Genomic DNA, 15,559 nt, shown 5'->3' with positions numbered 1-15,559 from the left:
CTCAAAAAGGAGATTTGTTCAACCATTGCCCGCCGTCTAATGTCACAATTTCTCCATTCATGTAGGACGCCTTATCTGACATAATAAATGCCGCTAGTTCTGCAATCTCTTCCGGCTTTCCAAGACGGCCCAAAGGTATGGATTCAAGTGTGCGCTTAGCCACTTCATCTGACTGCCATAACTTCTCTGCACCGCCTGTACGTTCAATCGGGCCCGGCGCAATACCATTCACACGGATTCCATATTGACTTCCCCACTCAACCGCCAATGTCCGAGTTAACGACATGACACCTGCTTTGGCTGCCGCGGAATGAATGACGCCCGCGCCCGCATCCCATGCATACGTTGCAAGCATATTCAAAATCGATCCTTTTTGTCCTTTTTCAATCCAGTACTTTCCAACAGCACTTGAACAATAAAATGTGCCATTTAGTACAATATCTATAACAGACTTCCAGCCGTTAGGTGATAGATCTTCTGCTTTGACGATGAAGTTTCCTGCCGCATTATTTACCAATCCATCGATTCGGCCAAACTTTTCATCCGTGAAAGCGACAAGCGCTGCAACTGATTCAACATTCCGTACATCCATCTGGAATGGATGTGCGCGATCCCCAATTTCTTCTTGAGCCGCTTTCAATCTATCTATATCTCTACCCGTAATAACTACTTGTGCACCTTCATCAGCAAATTTCTTCGCCATGTATTTCCCCATTCCATTCGATCCACCTGTTACAATTATCACTCTTCCATCAAACACAGCAATTCCCCCTTGTATTATGAATGAATACTCACTCATAATTGTAACATGTTATTTAGTTCATGACGAGAACAAAAGCGCAAGCGCCTGTTCAGGGGCGACAGGCATAAGACGGGCTGGCGAAGCGGCGTTCTTTGCCGCACAGTCGGACCGACAAGTTAAGGAACACAGCCAAAGTACGCCGCGTCCTGCGGCAATGTCTGCGTGACCCACATCTTGTGGGCCTCCGAGCCACTAGGCGTTAGAGTCTAGACGGAAATCTCTATTTTGCAGCTTATCCACAGTACGAGATTTCATAATTTCCTTGAGAACAAAAAACGGACAACGAATTTTCTCCATTGTCCGTTTATACAATTACGCATTGCCTCCTAAATACTTTTCTACAATCTCCTCTACGGGAACTGCCTTACTGTACAAAAAGCCTTGCGCCTTCTGACAATTGGCTTCAAGTAGAATCATTGCTTGTAAATCCTTCTCCACGCCTTCTGCGATGACTTCCATCCCAAGACTATGAGCCAGATTAATAATTGTCTTCGCTATTGCTTTATTTTTCACATCAATTTCAATATCTTTTATAAATGAGCGATCAATTTTAATGATGTCAATTGGATATTGCTTCAAATAACTTAGTGATGAGTAACCCGTTCCAAAATCATCTACAGAGATGAAAATACCGATTTTCTTTAGTTCATTTAACGTTGCTAACGTCTCATCTATTATCGTCAATGCCCCTTCTGTGATTTCCACTTCAAGGGAAGACGGTACGATGCCATAGTAAGAAATTTTCCCTTTCAATTTATTAACAAAGTTCTCCATTCTAAATTGCCTTGGGGATATATTTACAGCTATCCTGACGGCTTTGAACTGCTTATCCTGCCACTCTTTCAACTGTTTACATACTTGGTCTAATACCCAATCACCAATTCCATGTATAAGACCTGACTCCTCAGCAATGGGGATGAATTGCACCGGTGATACAAACCCAAATTTGCCGTTGTTCCATCTAAGTAGCGCTTCGAAACTGCTAATATACCCCGTTTTCAAATCGACTTGCGGTTGATAGTGGATCGTCAATTCATTTAACTCAATCGCCCTGCGTAAATGTGATTCCATCAGTGCTTCATCCGGGAAAGTAGAATTCATCGCTTCTTGATAGAATCGATAATGGGAGCGGCCACGATCTTTTACAAAGGCTAGTGCTTGCTCGGACTTCCTTAGTAAGTCCTCAAGTGTTTTGCCATCTTCAGGATAAACGGCAATTCCGATGGATGCAGAAATGAAATACTCCTGATGATTATGATAAAATGGTTTTCCGAAATCATTCAGTAATTGTTGTGCAAACTTCTCTGTCTTCAGCACAGAATGATTTTGCAATGAGACGATAAATTCATCGCTGCCATTACGATATAATCTGGTGGATGCAGGACAGATTACTTTTAATCGTTCGGCAACCATTTTTAATATTTCGTCCGCGCCATTATGTCCAAGTGATTCATTTATTAATTTGAATCGATCAAGTCCTAAGTGAACGAAAGACAGTCTTTTTTCGCTTTTTAAGGCATAAAGAGAATCCTCTGCAAAGTGTTCTATCATCGCCTGACGATTCCACACACCTGTCAAATGATCATGATAGCTCAGGTAAAGAAGTTTCTCATTATTTTTCTGATGAATTGATGTATCCCGTACAATCAATTGAACTTCTTTCACATTTCCATCAACAAAGACAGGAATTGCCTTCAAGTACGCGGGCAATAAGTGACCCCTTTTATGGAAAAAAGTCGAATCTTCCATATCAATTGATTCCCCTGCAAGAGCGCGGGTTAGGAAGAGCTTGAACTCTTTCATTTTATCTTCCCGGGTAAGATTCAAGATTGAACGACCGGATAGTTCTTTGAATCGATAGCCGAATCCTAAATGAACTGCTCGATTCGAGTAGATCATTTTAAAGTTTTGATCGATGGTTATGATTGGATCCAGATTATGTTCGATGACAGAATTATATTTATGTTGTAACTCCGTCTGAGACTTCCTTTCAGTTTTGGTATCTAGCCGTTCACGCATTTCAATGACGATAATATCTCTTTCATGCTCTTCTGTATGACGTTGAAAATCCAGTTCGAATAATACGCTTGTCGCACCCCGCATCGATTGAATTTCAGTCGTAAAGTTTGATTGATTTTGTAATTTCCGCATCCTGCGTTTGATTGGTATCCACAAATCACAAAAAAAACTAGCAGCTGTTTGTTCGATATCAGCTGAAAAGTATTGCTTAGCCAATGAGTTGGCGTACAGCACATCAAATTTACCTTGCTTATTTTCCTCTACAAATATGGTCATTTTAAACGAATGGTTAAATATATACGATTCTATAACTTTTTCTAAACGTTCTTCAATCTTAACGTTTTCCATGTGTGCCTCCGTCTGTTGTGCATTTATCTAAACTTTCATCGAGTAATCCAGGCCAATGTGTAACAGTCGCCCGATCACTTATAGTCGAATATAAATAGATTGCACTGATATCGAAAAAGTATGTATCAACTAATTAGATGCGTAATTCTTCTATTAGTAGCAAAATGCGCCTTCAGAAAACCCAGTGTTTTCACCAACATTTAAGTCTGAAGTTGTACAATTCTTTCATTCTTGGTATTATATGAAACATATATAATCATTCAATCTTCCAACGAAGGAGGCCTATTTTGAAAAACAAGCATTCCATCCGTCAACTGGCAATTGCCATCTATACTGTAAATCGACATGCAAAAACAGCGCCTGACAATAGACAACTTTACGCTTTAAAAAAGATGGCAATAGACAAACTTCTTAGTTCGGGTACTGCCGAAAAAATCGGATTGCATTTTGTCGACAATCCCAAATTCAGCAAGCAGCATTCCACAGTTCTCGTCCGATGTGACGAATTCCTCTTTCATACAATCCCGGAAAAAGAAGACTTCAATACACTTCCACACCTCGGACAACAAGATCCAACTTCTCGCAACCCACAAGAACGAATGAGCTTGAAAACTGCGCGTGAGCTTCTCTCCAAATATGTGGGACCCATCCATCAGGTCGTACCCGAGAAGAAAAAAACGGTACCAAAAAGGTCTATCCACAGCATTCAGGGTACACAAAGTTTTCGTTCATCTTATTTGGATGGTAAATAGGAAAAGCGCAAGCGCCTTGGTAGACCCGAAAAGCGCTGGAGGGCCTAAAGATAAAGGCGCTCTTTGCCTTTAACTTTAGGACTGAAGCGACTCGAGGGGCTAGGCGCTGGAGTCTAGACAATAAGAAAAGCGCAAGCGTCTTGGTAGACCCGAAAAGCGCTGGCCGACTAAATTCGCCACGTCCTGTGGCAACGTCGGCACTAGTACGTCCTGTACGTCGGATGGCCATAAGATAAAGGCGCTCTTTGCCTTTAACTTATGGACTGAAGCGACTGAGGAAGGCAGCCTAAGATCGCGACATCCTGTCACAACAGCTGCATGACCCACGTCGTGTGGGCCCAGGGGCTAGGCGCTGTAGCTAGACACTATTCCATGTTGAAAAACGTATACTTTCTTATCTTTTTAAAAAGGGGTTATTCCTGCTGGCTACCAGCGAGAATAGCCCCTTTCTCTCTTCTATTACTTAATTTGCTCTGCGATTACTTTTTCAAAGTCAACGAGAAGAATCATTCCATTATCACGCTTGATAACTCCCGAAACAGGTACTTTATTACCCATATACATATCAGAAGCAGGTTCAATTTCTGAAAAATTGATACGCTGGATTTGGGTGACAGCCGTCACATCTAAGACAACTGTTGTCCCGTCGAATTCCGCAACGATATATTTTGATTCATCACTTTCATTGATATCTGTATTTCCTGTTACTTTCTTCAAATCGATGACAGGAAGTACTTCTCCTCGTAATTGAATAATCCCTTCAATATACGGGTGCGCATGTGGCAATACAGTAACTAGGACGGGTTGAATAATTTCACGGACATGTTGAATGCCAAGTCCAAAATTGCTTTTGCCTACTTGAAATTCTACAAATTCAAAGACTTCATATGTTACTGCATCTGATTTAATTGTATTCACCCACTCAGCTCCCGCGTTTTATAATAGTATTATATAGGTATCCAATCGAATCCTCTTCAGCGATAGGGGATGCCTCCCGCCATATGCCAAACAGCCTCGCCGAAAGTCTTAGGGCTTCGGCTCCCCCTTGAAAGGCGCCTTCGTTCAGTTTATTTAGGTATTCACCTGGTCAAATTATTTAGTGCTTAATCAAATTAATTGATCACTTATTTCTATTTTCGGCGTATTTCTATAACTATTTAGGTTTATAAATAACTTTTATATAGAACTTGTGTCCCTTTTTCGCCAAAACCTTTTTCAACAAGCTTTCCATACATTTCATGCGCAAGATTTAATCCAGGAAGTGATAGCTGCATCGCTTTAGCTTCTGTCAGGGCAATGTTTATATCTTTCAAGAAATGCTTAACATAAAATCCTGGTTCAAAATCCTCATCTAACATCCGTGGTGCCAAATTGGACAATGACCATGAGCCCGCTGCTCCTGTTGATATAGACTTCAGCACAGTTTCAGGATCCAGTCCCGCTTTTTCAGCGTACACCAGCGCTTCGCAAACACCGATCATATTGGTTGCAATGGCAATTTGATTGCACATTTTCGCGTGCTGCCCGGAGCCTGCTAGTCCCTGATAAACAATTTGTTTTCCAAATACCGACAAAACCGGTGTGATTGTCTTGAATACTTCTTCTTCGCCGCCACACATAATTGACAACGTCCCATTCTTCGCGCCAATGTCTCCCCCGGAAACAGGTGCATCGATTGCTGCCATCTGCAACGTAGCACCTGCCTTCGCAATCCGTATAGCCAGTGCCGGGCTGGAAGTCGTCATATCAATAAGAATCTGACCTGCCTTACCAGTTGAAAAAATACCACTATCTCCAAAGTAAATTTCTTCGACATCTGCCGGATACCCAACCATTGTGAAGATTAATTGTGCATCCTTCACCGCCTCAGCAATAGTGTCCTCCCAAGCAGCGCCTGCTTCAATTAGAGACCTCGCCCTTTCTTTTGTACGTGTATATATAGCCACTTCATAATTACTGTCTAAGAGGTGCTTAACAACGCTGGCGCCCATAACACCTGTCCCAATAAATGCGATCTTTTTGATTTCCATTTTAATTCCCCCTCTATCAAATGCGCGGACCTACAGGATGTAGGTCATGCAACCGTTGCCGCAGGACGCGGCGTACTTAGGTTGCCTTCCTTTCTTCAATCTGCAGGGGTGACTCCACTGCTGAATGAAGTTAATAGTCGTATTATCTTTTATCCTACCAAAGAATTTGTATTTTTCCATCATTCATTTCTACTTTCATAAAAAAAAGGAGGACGGAACCCTGTAATAGGGATCCGTCCTCAAAAGGGGGAAATGAGAATGTTGCTGTGTTCTAACTTAATTTCCCCGCTTTTCTTGTTTATTAAACATTGTTTACAAAATATTTTTCTAATTTTATCGAGCCCATCTGTAAAGCGACTAACTTCTTCCTAAGACAGGCATACCCCATTACTCCGTTATCAGCCTTTTTTTAGCTCTTCGTATTGATCCATGATATTATCAAGCTTTCTACTGAACTCTACCGTTTCAGCAGCAGTCAGTCCTTTTTTTATCGCTGCGTCCATCATCTTTTCACGTAATGATTCAATTTCTTCTTCTAAATTCCACTCCAAGATAATCCCTCCATGGATTAACACATAGCTAATTTTATATTATACAGGAATACTCTCATTATAAGGGAGTTAGTTAACGACACATTCCGACAACTAAAAACAGCCAGCATTAGAAAAGACTTTACGTTATACTATTTTTAAGGCACACTATAAAAGATTCAAAAAACTAAGGTACTATTAATGAAACATTACGGCGTCTCAGACGTCAAATTTAACCAAGGAGGGGTTTACGATGAAAAGCAGATGGAGTTTTATATACGCAGCAATCGCGACCACTTTATTACTTACCGGTTGTGGAACAAGTCCCGCTAAGGACCAAGAAAGTACTAATGGATCTACTGGAGTTGTTGAAAACGTAGATAAAGGTACAGTTACTGAAGGCAAGGTACCGGATACAGAAGTTGCTGACAGTCAAGGAGACATCATGAAAGATGCGAAACTGAGAGAAAGCGATGAACAAAGTTATGCTATTTCTGTTCTTCCTGACTATTCATTAATAAGTGAAGAACCTGGTAAGGACAGCTTAATTTCAGCAAACAATGAAGCTGTGTTTATGCGCATTGAAACGGTTGCTAAGGAAGACAGCACTTATGATTATTTAGCCGAAAATATGGTTGCTGTACTTGAAGCATCAGGAGACGGTAGCGCGCCAACTGAAGTGCTAGATGAGAAGTCAATCCCAAGTGGTGAAGGTATCGAAAACGCTAAAGTTCTGGCCCTAAAAGCTGAAACTGTATCTATTACGGGAATTATCTTTGAACGTGACAATATGATTGTTAGACTTACAATCTATGATACTCCAGAGGAAGAATATTTTGAGCAATTCCTTCGTATGGCTGAAACGATTGTTACTAAATAATGGACGACTAAAAAGAGTCAAATGGATAACCTTCCATTTGACTCTTTTTTAACTGTTACAAAAACACGTCTGATGATTAACCATTTACTTGCATAAAACACTAGTGAGGAGGCCATGCGTATTATAATTTCCAATACAATAAAAAAAACCCAGCACCCGTTAGACGAGTTGCTGTGTTTTACGATAAGCTCTTGACCGAGAGTCCCAATTTCCGTACCAATTCAATTGCCTGGTCTTGTTCTTCAACAGAGAGAGAAGACATGATGGATTCGATATTATTCGCATGCTCTGGGAAGATAGATGTCATTAAATTGACGCCTTCCTGGGTTATCGACATATATGTCACCCGCTTATCTTCTTCGCAAAAGACGCGTTCCAATAATCCACGCTTTTCAAGCTTATCGACAACGTAAGTCATCGAACCACTTCGAAGTAAAATTTTCTGCCCAATCTTCTGGATTGGCTGTCTGCCCCTGTGATGAAGTAATTCAAGAACAGCGAATTCAGTCGGATTAAGTCCATGCTTTTCACTTGGTTTATGCGCTTCTTCTAAAATCACTTTGCTTGCCCTTGAAAGAACGATAAATAATTTCAGTGCCCGTTCAGTATCTTTTGTCATCATTCAGTGCCCCTTCTATACTCCGCTCAATAGTTGCCCTCATTATAACGACAAACACGTCTTCATGTCAAAAGACCAAGAAGACGTTTCGAACTATTAATTACTGCGAAAGTACTCTTTTTTTAGTTGTCTCTGCCGCTGGTGCATGTCCAATTGCCGTCGGAAATGTTACGATAAAGGTTGTGCCTTCGTCAACTTTACTCTCAACTACAACCGTTCCACCATGATCTTCGATATTTTTCAAAACAAACGGCAGTCCAAGTCCAGATCCATCAGACTTAGTGGTGAAGAATGGCATGAAGACTTGCTTTATTTGATATTTATCCATTCCTTTTCCAGTATCTGAAACACCTAAAACGACTTTTCCAGGAGTATCCAGATTCACAAATATTGAGAGATTCCCTCCAGGCGTCATCGCTTCAATACCATTTTTGAACAAATTTAAAAGGACTTGTTTAATTTTATCTGAATCACCAACAATCAATGAATCTTTAAGTATATTTTCTTTTTGTGTAATTGTAATACCATCCATCAAAGCTTTCGGATAGACAACCTGAATCATGTCTGCCACCAGTACACCCAAAGAGAATGTCGTTTTTTCGTTCAGTCCAGGTTTGGATAGGATTAACATTTCATTTAATATAGACTCCATCCTATCTATTTCTTCATCGATAACGGAAAGATATTTCATAGTATCCACTGTAGCAGAAATCTTAAGTAATTGAACAAAACCTTTCAATGTCGTCATTGGATTTCTAATTTCATGCGCTATACTTGCCGCAAGTTCACCAATCGTTGATAATGAATTTGAATGGGCCAAGCGCTTTTCCATGGCCATTTCTTCTGTTCGATTGTTCATTCTTATCAAATAGGTTTGTGTCTCGCTATCGTATAATGTGGATATTTGATAATAACTTACCTCATCCATATTTCTTACATACCTGGTTGTTATTTCAGCAAACCCATATAGGTTCACGTCCTCAAAATAATTGGTGAGTAATTCAGAATCCTCCGGAAACAAATTAACGATTGCTTCCACTGATTTACCTACAAAATAATCTTTCGGCAGGTTAAAAAAAGATGTATGCAAATCGTTGACATCATAAATTAACCCATCCCGATCAATAACAACCATGAAGCTATCCGAATTACGAAAAGCTTGTCTATAGGTTTTACCCGGGTTGTCCACACTATTTTGTGGAGCATCGAATAACGCAATTACCTGCTGGACATCGTCAAAATACTCAAGTTGCATTTTCACGACACCTACCCTATCTTGGTTCAATCGAATGTTCACATCGAATGTTTTATTCTCGATTTTTTTTATTGAACCCGTAACATCATCCCAAATGTCGGTAGTTGAACTTATGAAAAACTCGTTGATGTTTTCTTTTCCTTCATAAACGAATTCTTTGCGAAACGAGTCGTTCACATATAAAAGCGTACCATCAAGTTCAAAAACGGCACATGGTTTGATTTGATTGTCCAATAGAAAAGTGATATGTTTCAGTACCTTAACATTTTTATATTTCAAGTGTATTCCTCCACATCCCATTTTTAAACAATATGAAAAATAACACTGATTCATGCAGATAGGTCAAGTTTATACAAAACTGCTCTAATTCAGATTATTCCATATTTCAGACATAATGGAAATAAGTCCTATTACCTATATCGCAAACTGAACAACCTATAAAAACAGCTACGAAGAAAAGGAGTTAGGTTATGAACATTGTACTTACAACATTAAATGCGAAATACATCCATACAAATTTAGCCATACGCTGTTTGAAAACATATGCAATGCCCGAGTATAGCCCAATCATTACCGAGTATACAATCAAGGATCCGACTATGAATATCGTATCAGACTTATATCAAAAAATGCCAAATGTTGTCGGCTTTAGTTTGTACATTTGGAACATTGAAGAATCCATAAAAGTGATACGTATGTTAAAGAAAGTTAAGCCCGACGTCAAAATTATCGCCGGCGGACCAGAAGTAACGTACGATTATGATTATTGGCTAGAACGTGTTCCTGAAATTGATGTCATCGTAATTGGTGAAGGGGAAAGAACATTTAAACATCTCTTGGATGTGTATGCTGGGAAAGATGAACTAACAGCTGTCCAAGGAATTGCTTACCGGAATAATGATCAACTAAAAATTACAGCTCCAGGACCCAAATTGGATTTACGAGAACTTCCCTCTCCATTCCAGTTTTCAGAAGATGTCCCGGAACTCGGAAAAAGGGTTACATATATTGAAACAAGCAGAGGTTGTCCTTTTTCATGTCAATTCTGTCTGTCATCCATCGAAGTAGGCGTCCGCTACTTCAACCGGGAGGCTATAAAAGACGATATTAGGTATTTAATGGCGAATGGTGCAAAAACAATCAAGTTTGTGGATCGCACATTCAATATTAGCAGGAGCTATGCAATGGAAATGTTCCAATTTTTGATTGATGAACATATACCAGGCACCGTTTTCCAGTTTGAAATAACGGGAGACATTATGCGTCCCGAAGTCATCCAATTTCTTAATGACAATGCTCCGGCTGGACTATTCAGATTTGAAATTGGCGTTCAATCCACAAACGATTTAACAAATGAATTAGTACAGCGCCGCCAGAACTTCGAAAAACTTTCCCGTACCGTATTGATGGTGAAAGAAGGCGGGAAGATTGACCAGCATTTGGATTTGATTGCAGGGCTACCTGAAGAGGATTATAATTCTTTCCGAAAAACATTCAATGAGGTTTTCGCAATGAGGCCTGAGGAGATGCAGCTAGGATTCCTTAAGTTACTGCGTGGAACTGGCTTGCGTATACAAGCCGAACAATATGGTTATCAGTTTATCGATGAAGCACCTTATGAAATATTTTCAAATAACGTATTAACGTTTGATGATATCCTGCGCATTAAACAGACTGAGGATGTCCTTGAAAAATATTGGAACGACAACCGCTTACCGCGAACGGTGGAATATCTTGTATCAGAAGTCTTTGAAACGCCATTCGATTTCTTCCAACAATTCGGCTCCTATTGGGAGAATCGTGGTTGGTCTAGAATCGGACATCAGTTGGAAGACCTCTTCATACGTTTGAATGTTTTTCTACTAGAAGATGGACGTGCCGATATGGATATCGCACGTAGTCTACTGAAAATCGATTATCTTGCGCATCACAAGTTCCAACCTCGTAAAGTTTGGTGGAGTGAGGATATGCCAGTTGAAGAACGCTCTGCTATCGAGCAGACACTGCTTTCAAATCCTGCATTACTCGGAGAACGATTCAGTTCCTTAGGTCTAACTAATCGAAATATTCGTAAGCAAACGTTCATCACACCGATTGCTGTTCAACCCGAAGATGTGGAAATCGGCATTGTACAAAATGCTGACGGCTATCTTATCACAGTCTTTAGACATGATAATACACCCATCTTTATGTTCCTTGAACAATCTGGAAAAGCGGAAGGCGCCTTCTAGACGCGACAGGCATAAGTCCATCCAGCGACGTGGCGCTCTTTGCCACATAGCTGGATTGCTTATGACCCTAGCGGCTGGCGCCTGGAGCTAGACAATAGGAAAAGCGGAAGGCGCCTTCTGAAGGAACGCAGCCTAAGTTCACCACTTCCTGTGGTAATGGCTGCATGACCTACATCCTGTAGGCCCGCGACAGGCATAAGTTAAAGGAAGGCAGTCTAAGATCGCGACGTCCTGTCGCAACGACCGCATACCTGCATCCTTGCAGGCACGACGTGGCGCTCTTTGCCACATAGCTGGATTGCTTTCAAGGAACCTAGCCTAAGTACGCCGCATCCTGTGGGCCTCCTAGCGGCTGGCGCCTGGAGCTAGACATGATTCTAAGTCAAAAACCGTATACTTATCTATTGAAATTAGGCTGTCCCACAATTATTACGTGGGACAGCCTTTTATTAACCAATAATAACCCGTTCTTTCGGGTAGTGATATTTCAATTTCCTTGTATTTCCTCCTAATGTAAAGAGGAACGAAATAAGTCCGACCCGTCCAATGAACATCAGCAGCATAATGATCACTTTCCCAGCTACAGAAAGATCCGATGTGATTCCAAGTGACATACCGCATGTTCCAAATGCGGAAGTTATTTCAAATAACAGCGCAACAACTGGCACACCCGGTTCAGTAATGAGCATAATGAGCAGTGCCGTCATGACCATCAGCAGCGCCAGTATGATGACAGCATAAGATCGGAACACATCTATCAGTTTTATTTGTCGTTTAAAGACATTAATGACTTGATTACCGCGTGCAAAATTTATAAGAAATAGAACAGCAATCGCAAATGTCGTCGTCCGAATTCCACCGCCTACTGAACTTGGTGATGCGCCTATAAACATTAGTGAACTAATGAAAATATCTGTCGCTTCGCTAAATTCCGTTACATCATGCGTTGTTAAACCTGCCGACCTAGATGACACTGAATGAAATAAAGCAGTAAATAGCTTCTCATGCCATACCATTCCTTTGAAAGAATGCATTGATTCCAAAACAAAGATCATGATTGCACCGAAAACTAGCAGAAATCCGAACGTAGCTGTCGTAATTTTGGTGAATAATGAAAAACGGAAATGAGGTACTTTTTTCGAGAAATAGCTTTTTACTTCGATAAGAACAGGAAAACCGATAGCACCGAGTATGATTAAAATCATCGTCAACGTCTGAACGAAGTAATCATTGAAATACTGAGTGAGTGACGTTCCTGTAATATCAAAGCCTGCGTTAGTTGTTGCAGATACGGACATAAACATCCCGTTAAGTAGTGCTTCACTAAATGAATCATAAAACCGCATAATATATAGTGTAAATAGTAAACCGCCAATAATTTCAATTAAAAATATAATTTTAACGATTTCACGAATTAAATGAACAACCCCGGCGAGACTGTACTGATTATGATCGACCATGATTAGTTGTCTTTCTCGTAAACCAATTCGCTTTTTGACAAGTAGCCAAAAAAACGTACCAATTGACATAATTCCGATTCCACCAATTTGCAACACAAGCATAAGCATGCAAATACCGAAAACCGAATAGGTACTCCCAATGCTAATGGGCGTTAGTCCCGTAACGCTGACGGCACTGACAGCTGTAAACAAACTGTCAATGAAGCTTACCTTTACACCAGGTAGATAAACCCCCGGCAGATTCAACAGTAAAAACGAAAAAGCAATAGCCAAAAAATAATAAAACACAATAACTTGAGCAGGAGTGAACCTGCGTAAATTCTCGCGATTGAATTTCATCGAGTTCACCATTCCTTTCACCACTGATAGGGTGTCGTACCTATTTTAGAGAAGTCCACTTAAAAAGGAAAGGAAGAACTTTGAACTAAATAAAAAACAGCCGTGCAATTACACGGCCACTTTTCATATTATGCTTTCTTTCTGTTATTTCTAACCCCAACCAAATAACCACTTAGTGCAATACCAACAAGAACTATCCAAAATGTTACTTGCCATAAAGTTGAATGTGGGAAGCTTTCATTAAGGATACCCAAGCCTGGATGTGACAGTGTAAGAACAGACAGTTTGACACCGACCCACCCGACAATTAGAAATGCTGCCGTTTCCAACGAGGGAAACTTTTGCAAAAGACCAACGAATTGACGTGCAGCAAAACGCATGATGACTAAGCCAATAATACCACCTAAGAGCATGACCGTGAACTGTCCGCCGTTAATGCCACCTATGTCGAAGTTACCAAGCTTCGGTAACGTTACAGCAAGCGCAACAGCCGCAAGCATGGAATCGAGTGCAAATGCGATATCCGCAAGTTCTACTTTTACAACTGTCATCCAGAAACCGGACTGCTTACGTTTTTTAGCGTCCGGATGTGATTCCTCATTTTTCCGCTGATCCAAAATGCTCTTAATGGAAATGAACAAAAGGTATATTGCACCAATTGCTTGAATTTGCCAAATGTTCACAAGGATTGTTATCATGAACAATGCTGCAAAACGGAAGACAAACGCTCCCAACAATCCGTAAAAAAGCGCTTTCCGCTGTTGTTCACGCGGTAAATGCTTGACCATTACAGCCATGACAACAGCGTTATCTGCTGCCAGTAATCCTTCTAGTACAATAAGTACAACGAGTACCCATGCATATTCCAATAATATTGCTTCCAAATCGATTCCTCCTATTTTTGCAAAACAAAAGAGACCCTCACCTAATAAAAGGCAAAGGTCTCGCTAAGTCGGAATTTTGTTTTTGCAAAAATCCAGCTATCATAACCGATGGCAAAAGCCATGTATTGACGACTATGAAATAGGTTTCCCTATAGCTACTCCCCCTTGACGTAAAGTCAAAAGTTATTAAGTTCGGGTTCTTTTGTTTGATTATACCATAGTTGGCCAAAAAGTATATGTGGAATTACCCGATTTTTATATGATAATCGCTATTTTTCTTATTTTCTTCATAAAAAGCGGTCATGGATGGAATCGACTCCAGAAAATCAGCACACTGTATGCCGCTTCCTTTCAGTAGCGCCTCTGCAACTGTCGTATCGAATGTTGCATCCCACATCATGTAAGCCAATGTCTCCGCCTCAACACCCAATCTGCGCTGCATACGAATCGAAGCAAGGCCTTTTTCAGCAAAGAGCCGTGGCAATCTGCCTTTAGGCTTTTTCCCAGTCAATTCAACGACCATTGCGCTGTAAATTTCTTCAATCGGGTGCGGTGAAGGATCCGTTAAGTGGACTGTTTTACCAGCAGCCTCTTCGTGATTGGATAAATACACGGAAGCGTCGATTATATAGTCAACCGGTACAACATTTATGCATGCCTTCGTTTTTCCCACATAAGGAATAATTGGCATCCATCGCAATTTGTCAATCATATTCATAAAAAAATATGGACCGTCAAACTTAATCGTTTCTCCCGTTTTGGAGTGACCACGGACAATTCCAGGGCGGATAATTGTCACAGCACCATCCTTCTTCAATTCTTCTACAAGTAGTTCCGCTTCAAATTTGGTTTCTTCATAATGATTTTTAAAAGAAGACGGACGAATCAGCTCAGTTTCAAGCAACCTGCCTTCCCGTTTCCCTGCAACATACGCTGTACTAAAATACATAAAACGTTCGATAGAAGGATGATTCTGGACGAATTCAATCACTCGTCTCGTCCCTTCAACATTTACTTGCCAAGCAATTTCAGCCTTGACCGCGAGATCATATATGGCGGCGAGATGCCAGACAGTTAGCCTTTTCTCATGTAAATCACTACTTATCTTCTGCGCCATCCCAAGCCCTGGTTGCGTTATATCCCCGACCAGAATTTCAAATGGGAATGCCACATTCATCTCTTTCATAATAGATGTGGCTTTTTCCTTTGCAAGATCAGCTTGACTGGATTGAACTACTACGTATACCTTTTCCACGTCTCCAGCACGTACCAATTCTTTTATCAATTGCGTAGCTATGAATCCTGGAAAGCCTGTAAAAAAATGAGTCCGCATATAATCCCCCCTTATTTCAGTAGTGTAGCATTAGAGAAAAATAATTAAAAGAGTATTCCGTTCATTATATATGTTGG

13 protein-coding genes are annotated in these 15,559 nt (G+C 40.6%); 3 read left to right on the top strand and 10 right to left on the bottom strand.

Translation table 11 applies throughout. From position 1 onward, the window contains the following. Window position 1: 1 nt before the first annotated feature. Window positions 2–760 carry a 2,4-dienoyl-CoA reductase gene (fadH, locus tag H2672_RS04355; protein ID WP_186669391.1) on the bottom strand — a complete coding sequence of 253 codons (759 nt, stop codon included), beginning with the start codon at window positions 758–760 and terminating at the stop codon, window positions 2–4. Window positions 761–1,114: 354 nt separating this feature from the next. Further along, a complete protein-coding gene (locus tag H2672_RS04350) occupies window positions 1,115–3,169 on the bottom strand; it encodes a putative bifunctional diguanylate cyclase/phosphodiesterase (RefSeq protein ID WP_186669389.1) in 2,055 nt (684 codons plus the stop codon). Window positions 3,170–3,456: 287 nt separating this feature from the next. On the opposite strand from H2672_RS04350, the gene H2672_RS04345 reads away from it, so the two are divergent. Further along, window positions 3,457–3,921 (top strand): YkyB family protein, encoded by a 465-nt coding sequence (locus tag H2672_RS04345; RefSeq protein WP_186669387.1) that lies wholly within the window; start codon window positions 3,457–3,459, stop codon window positions 3,919–3,921. Window positions 3,922–4,380: 459 nt separating this feature from the next. Here the strand turns inward: H2672_RS04345 and H2672_RS04340 are convergent, their stop codons facing one another. From H2672_RS04340 to H2672_RS04330, 3 genes are all read right to left on the bottom strand, one after another. Further along, on the bottom strand, window positions 4,381–4,839 hold the full coding sequence (locus tag H2672_RS04340) for a chemotaxis protein CheW (RefSeq protein WP_186669385.1): 459 nt from the start codon (window positions 4,837–4,839) through the stop codon (window positions 4,381–4,383). 245 nt (window positions 4,840–5,084) lie between these two features. Next, on the bottom strand, window positions 5,085–5,951 hold the full coding sequence (locus tag H2672_RS04335) for an NAD(P)-dependent oxidoreductase (RefSeq protein ID WP_186669383.1): 867 nt from the start codon (window positions 5,949–5,951) through the stop codon (window positions 5,085–5,087). A gap of 398 nt (window positions 5,952–6,349) precedes the next feature. Next, complete coding sequence (locus H2672_RS04330) at window positions 6,350–6,502, bottom strand: aspartyl-phosphate phosphatase Spo0E family protein (protein ID WP_186669381.1); 153 nt, start codon at window positions 6,500–6,502, stop codon at window positions 6,350–6,352. 232 nt (window positions 6,503–6,734) lie between these two features. Between H2672_RS04330 and H2672_RS04325 the strand changes: the two genes are divergently transcribed. Next, a complete protein-coding gene (locus tag H2672_RS04325) occupies window positions 6,735–7,361 on the top strand; it encodes a hypothetical protein (RefSeq protein WP_186669380.1) in 627 nt (208 codons plus the stop codon). A 178-nt stretch (window positions 7,362–7,539) separates the two neighbouring features. Here H2672_RS04325 and H2672_RS04320 read toward each other — a convergent pair whose 3' ends face one another. Together H2672_RS04320 and H2672_RS04315 are read right to left on the bottom strand one after the other, a co-directional pair. Continuing rightward, a complete protein-coding gene (locus H2672_RS04320; RefSeq protein ID WP_186669379.1) occupies window positions 7,540–7,983 on the bottom strand; it encodes a MarR family winged helix-turn-helix transcriptional regulator in 444 nt (147 codons plus the stop codon). A 97-nt stretch (window positions 7,984–8,080) separates the two neighbouring features. Further along, a complete protein-coding gene (locus tag H2672_RS04315) occupies window positions 8,081–9,514 on the bottom strand; it encodes an ATP-binding protein (RefSeq protein WP_186669378.1) in 1,434 nt (477 codons plus the stop codon). A gap of 191 nt (window positions 9,515–9,705) precedes the next feature. On the opposite strand from H2672_RS04315, the gene H2672_RS04310 reads away from it, so the two are divergent. Then, entirely contained in the window at window positions 9,706–11,466 is a 1,761-nt protein-coding gene (locus tag H2672_RS04310; protein ID WP_186669375.1) for a B12-binding domain-containing radical SAM protein, read from the top strand. Between the two features lie 449 nt (window positions 11,467–11,915). On the opposite strand, the gene H2672_RS04305 is transcribed toward H2672_RS04310, so the two are convergent. The 3 genes from H2672_RS04305 to H2672_RS04295 all read right to left on the bottom strand — a co-directional run bounded on the left by H2672_RS04305 (window position 11,916) and on the right by H2672_RS04295 (window position 15,482). Further along, window positions 11,916–13,265: a TrkH family potassium uptake protein gene (locus tag H2672_RS04305; RefSeq protein WP_186669652.1), complete on the bottom strand. Its 1,350-nt coding sequence runs from the start codon at window positions 13,263–13,265 to the stop codon at window positions 11,916–11,918. Between the two features lie 128 nt (window positions 13,266–13,393). Beyond that, window positions 13,394–14,149 (bottom strand): TerC family protein, encoded by a 756-nt coding sequence (locus H2672_RS04300; protein ID WP_186669373.1) that lies wholly within the window; start codon window positions 14,147–14,149, stop codon window positions 13,394–13,396. A 244-nt stretch (window positions 14,150–14,393) separates the two neighbouring features. Beyond that, entirely contained in the window at window positions 14,394–15,482 is a 1,089-nt protein-coding gene (locus tag H2672_RS04295) for an SDR family oxidoreductase (protein ID WP_186669371.1), read from the bottom strand. Window positions 15,483–15,559 lie beyond the last annotated feature (77 nt).

Source organism: Sporosarcina sp. BP05 (assembly GCF_014282005.1).
GTDB lineage: Bacteria > Bacillota > Bacilli > Bacillales_A > Planococcaceae > Sporosarcina.
Note: the sequence above shows the minus strand (reverse complement) of the source record. Positions and strands in the feature narration are given on the sequence as shown.

Coding starts and splice junctions, on each gene's coding strand:
- H2672_RS04350 (WP_186669389.1), bottom strand. CDS start 3,169: ATGGAAAACGTTAAGATTGAAGAACGTTTAGAAAAAGTTATAGAATCG.
- H2672_RS04335 (WP_186669383.1), bottom strand. CDS start 5,951: ATGGAAATCAAAAAGATCGCATTTATTGGGACAGGTGTTATGGGCGCC.
- H2672_RS04325 (WP_186669380.1), top strand. CDS start 6,735: ATGAAAAGCAGATGGAGTTTTATATACGCAGCAATCGCGACCACTTTA.
- H2672_RS04320 (WP_186669379.1), bottom strand. CDS start 7,983: ATGATGACAAAAGATACTGAACGGGCACTGAAATTATTTATCGTTCTT.
- H2672_RS04310 (WP_186669375.1), top strand. CDS start 9,706: ATGAACATTGTACTTACAACATTAAATGCGAAATACATCCATACAAAT.
- H2672_RS04305 (WP_186669652.1), bottom strand. CDS start 13,265: ATGAAATTCAATCGCGAGAATTTACGCAGGTTCACTCCTGCTCAAGTT.
- H2672_RS04295 (WP_186669371.1), bottom strand. CDS start 15,482: ATGCGGACTCATTTTTTTACAGGCTTTCCAGGATTCATAGCTACGCAA.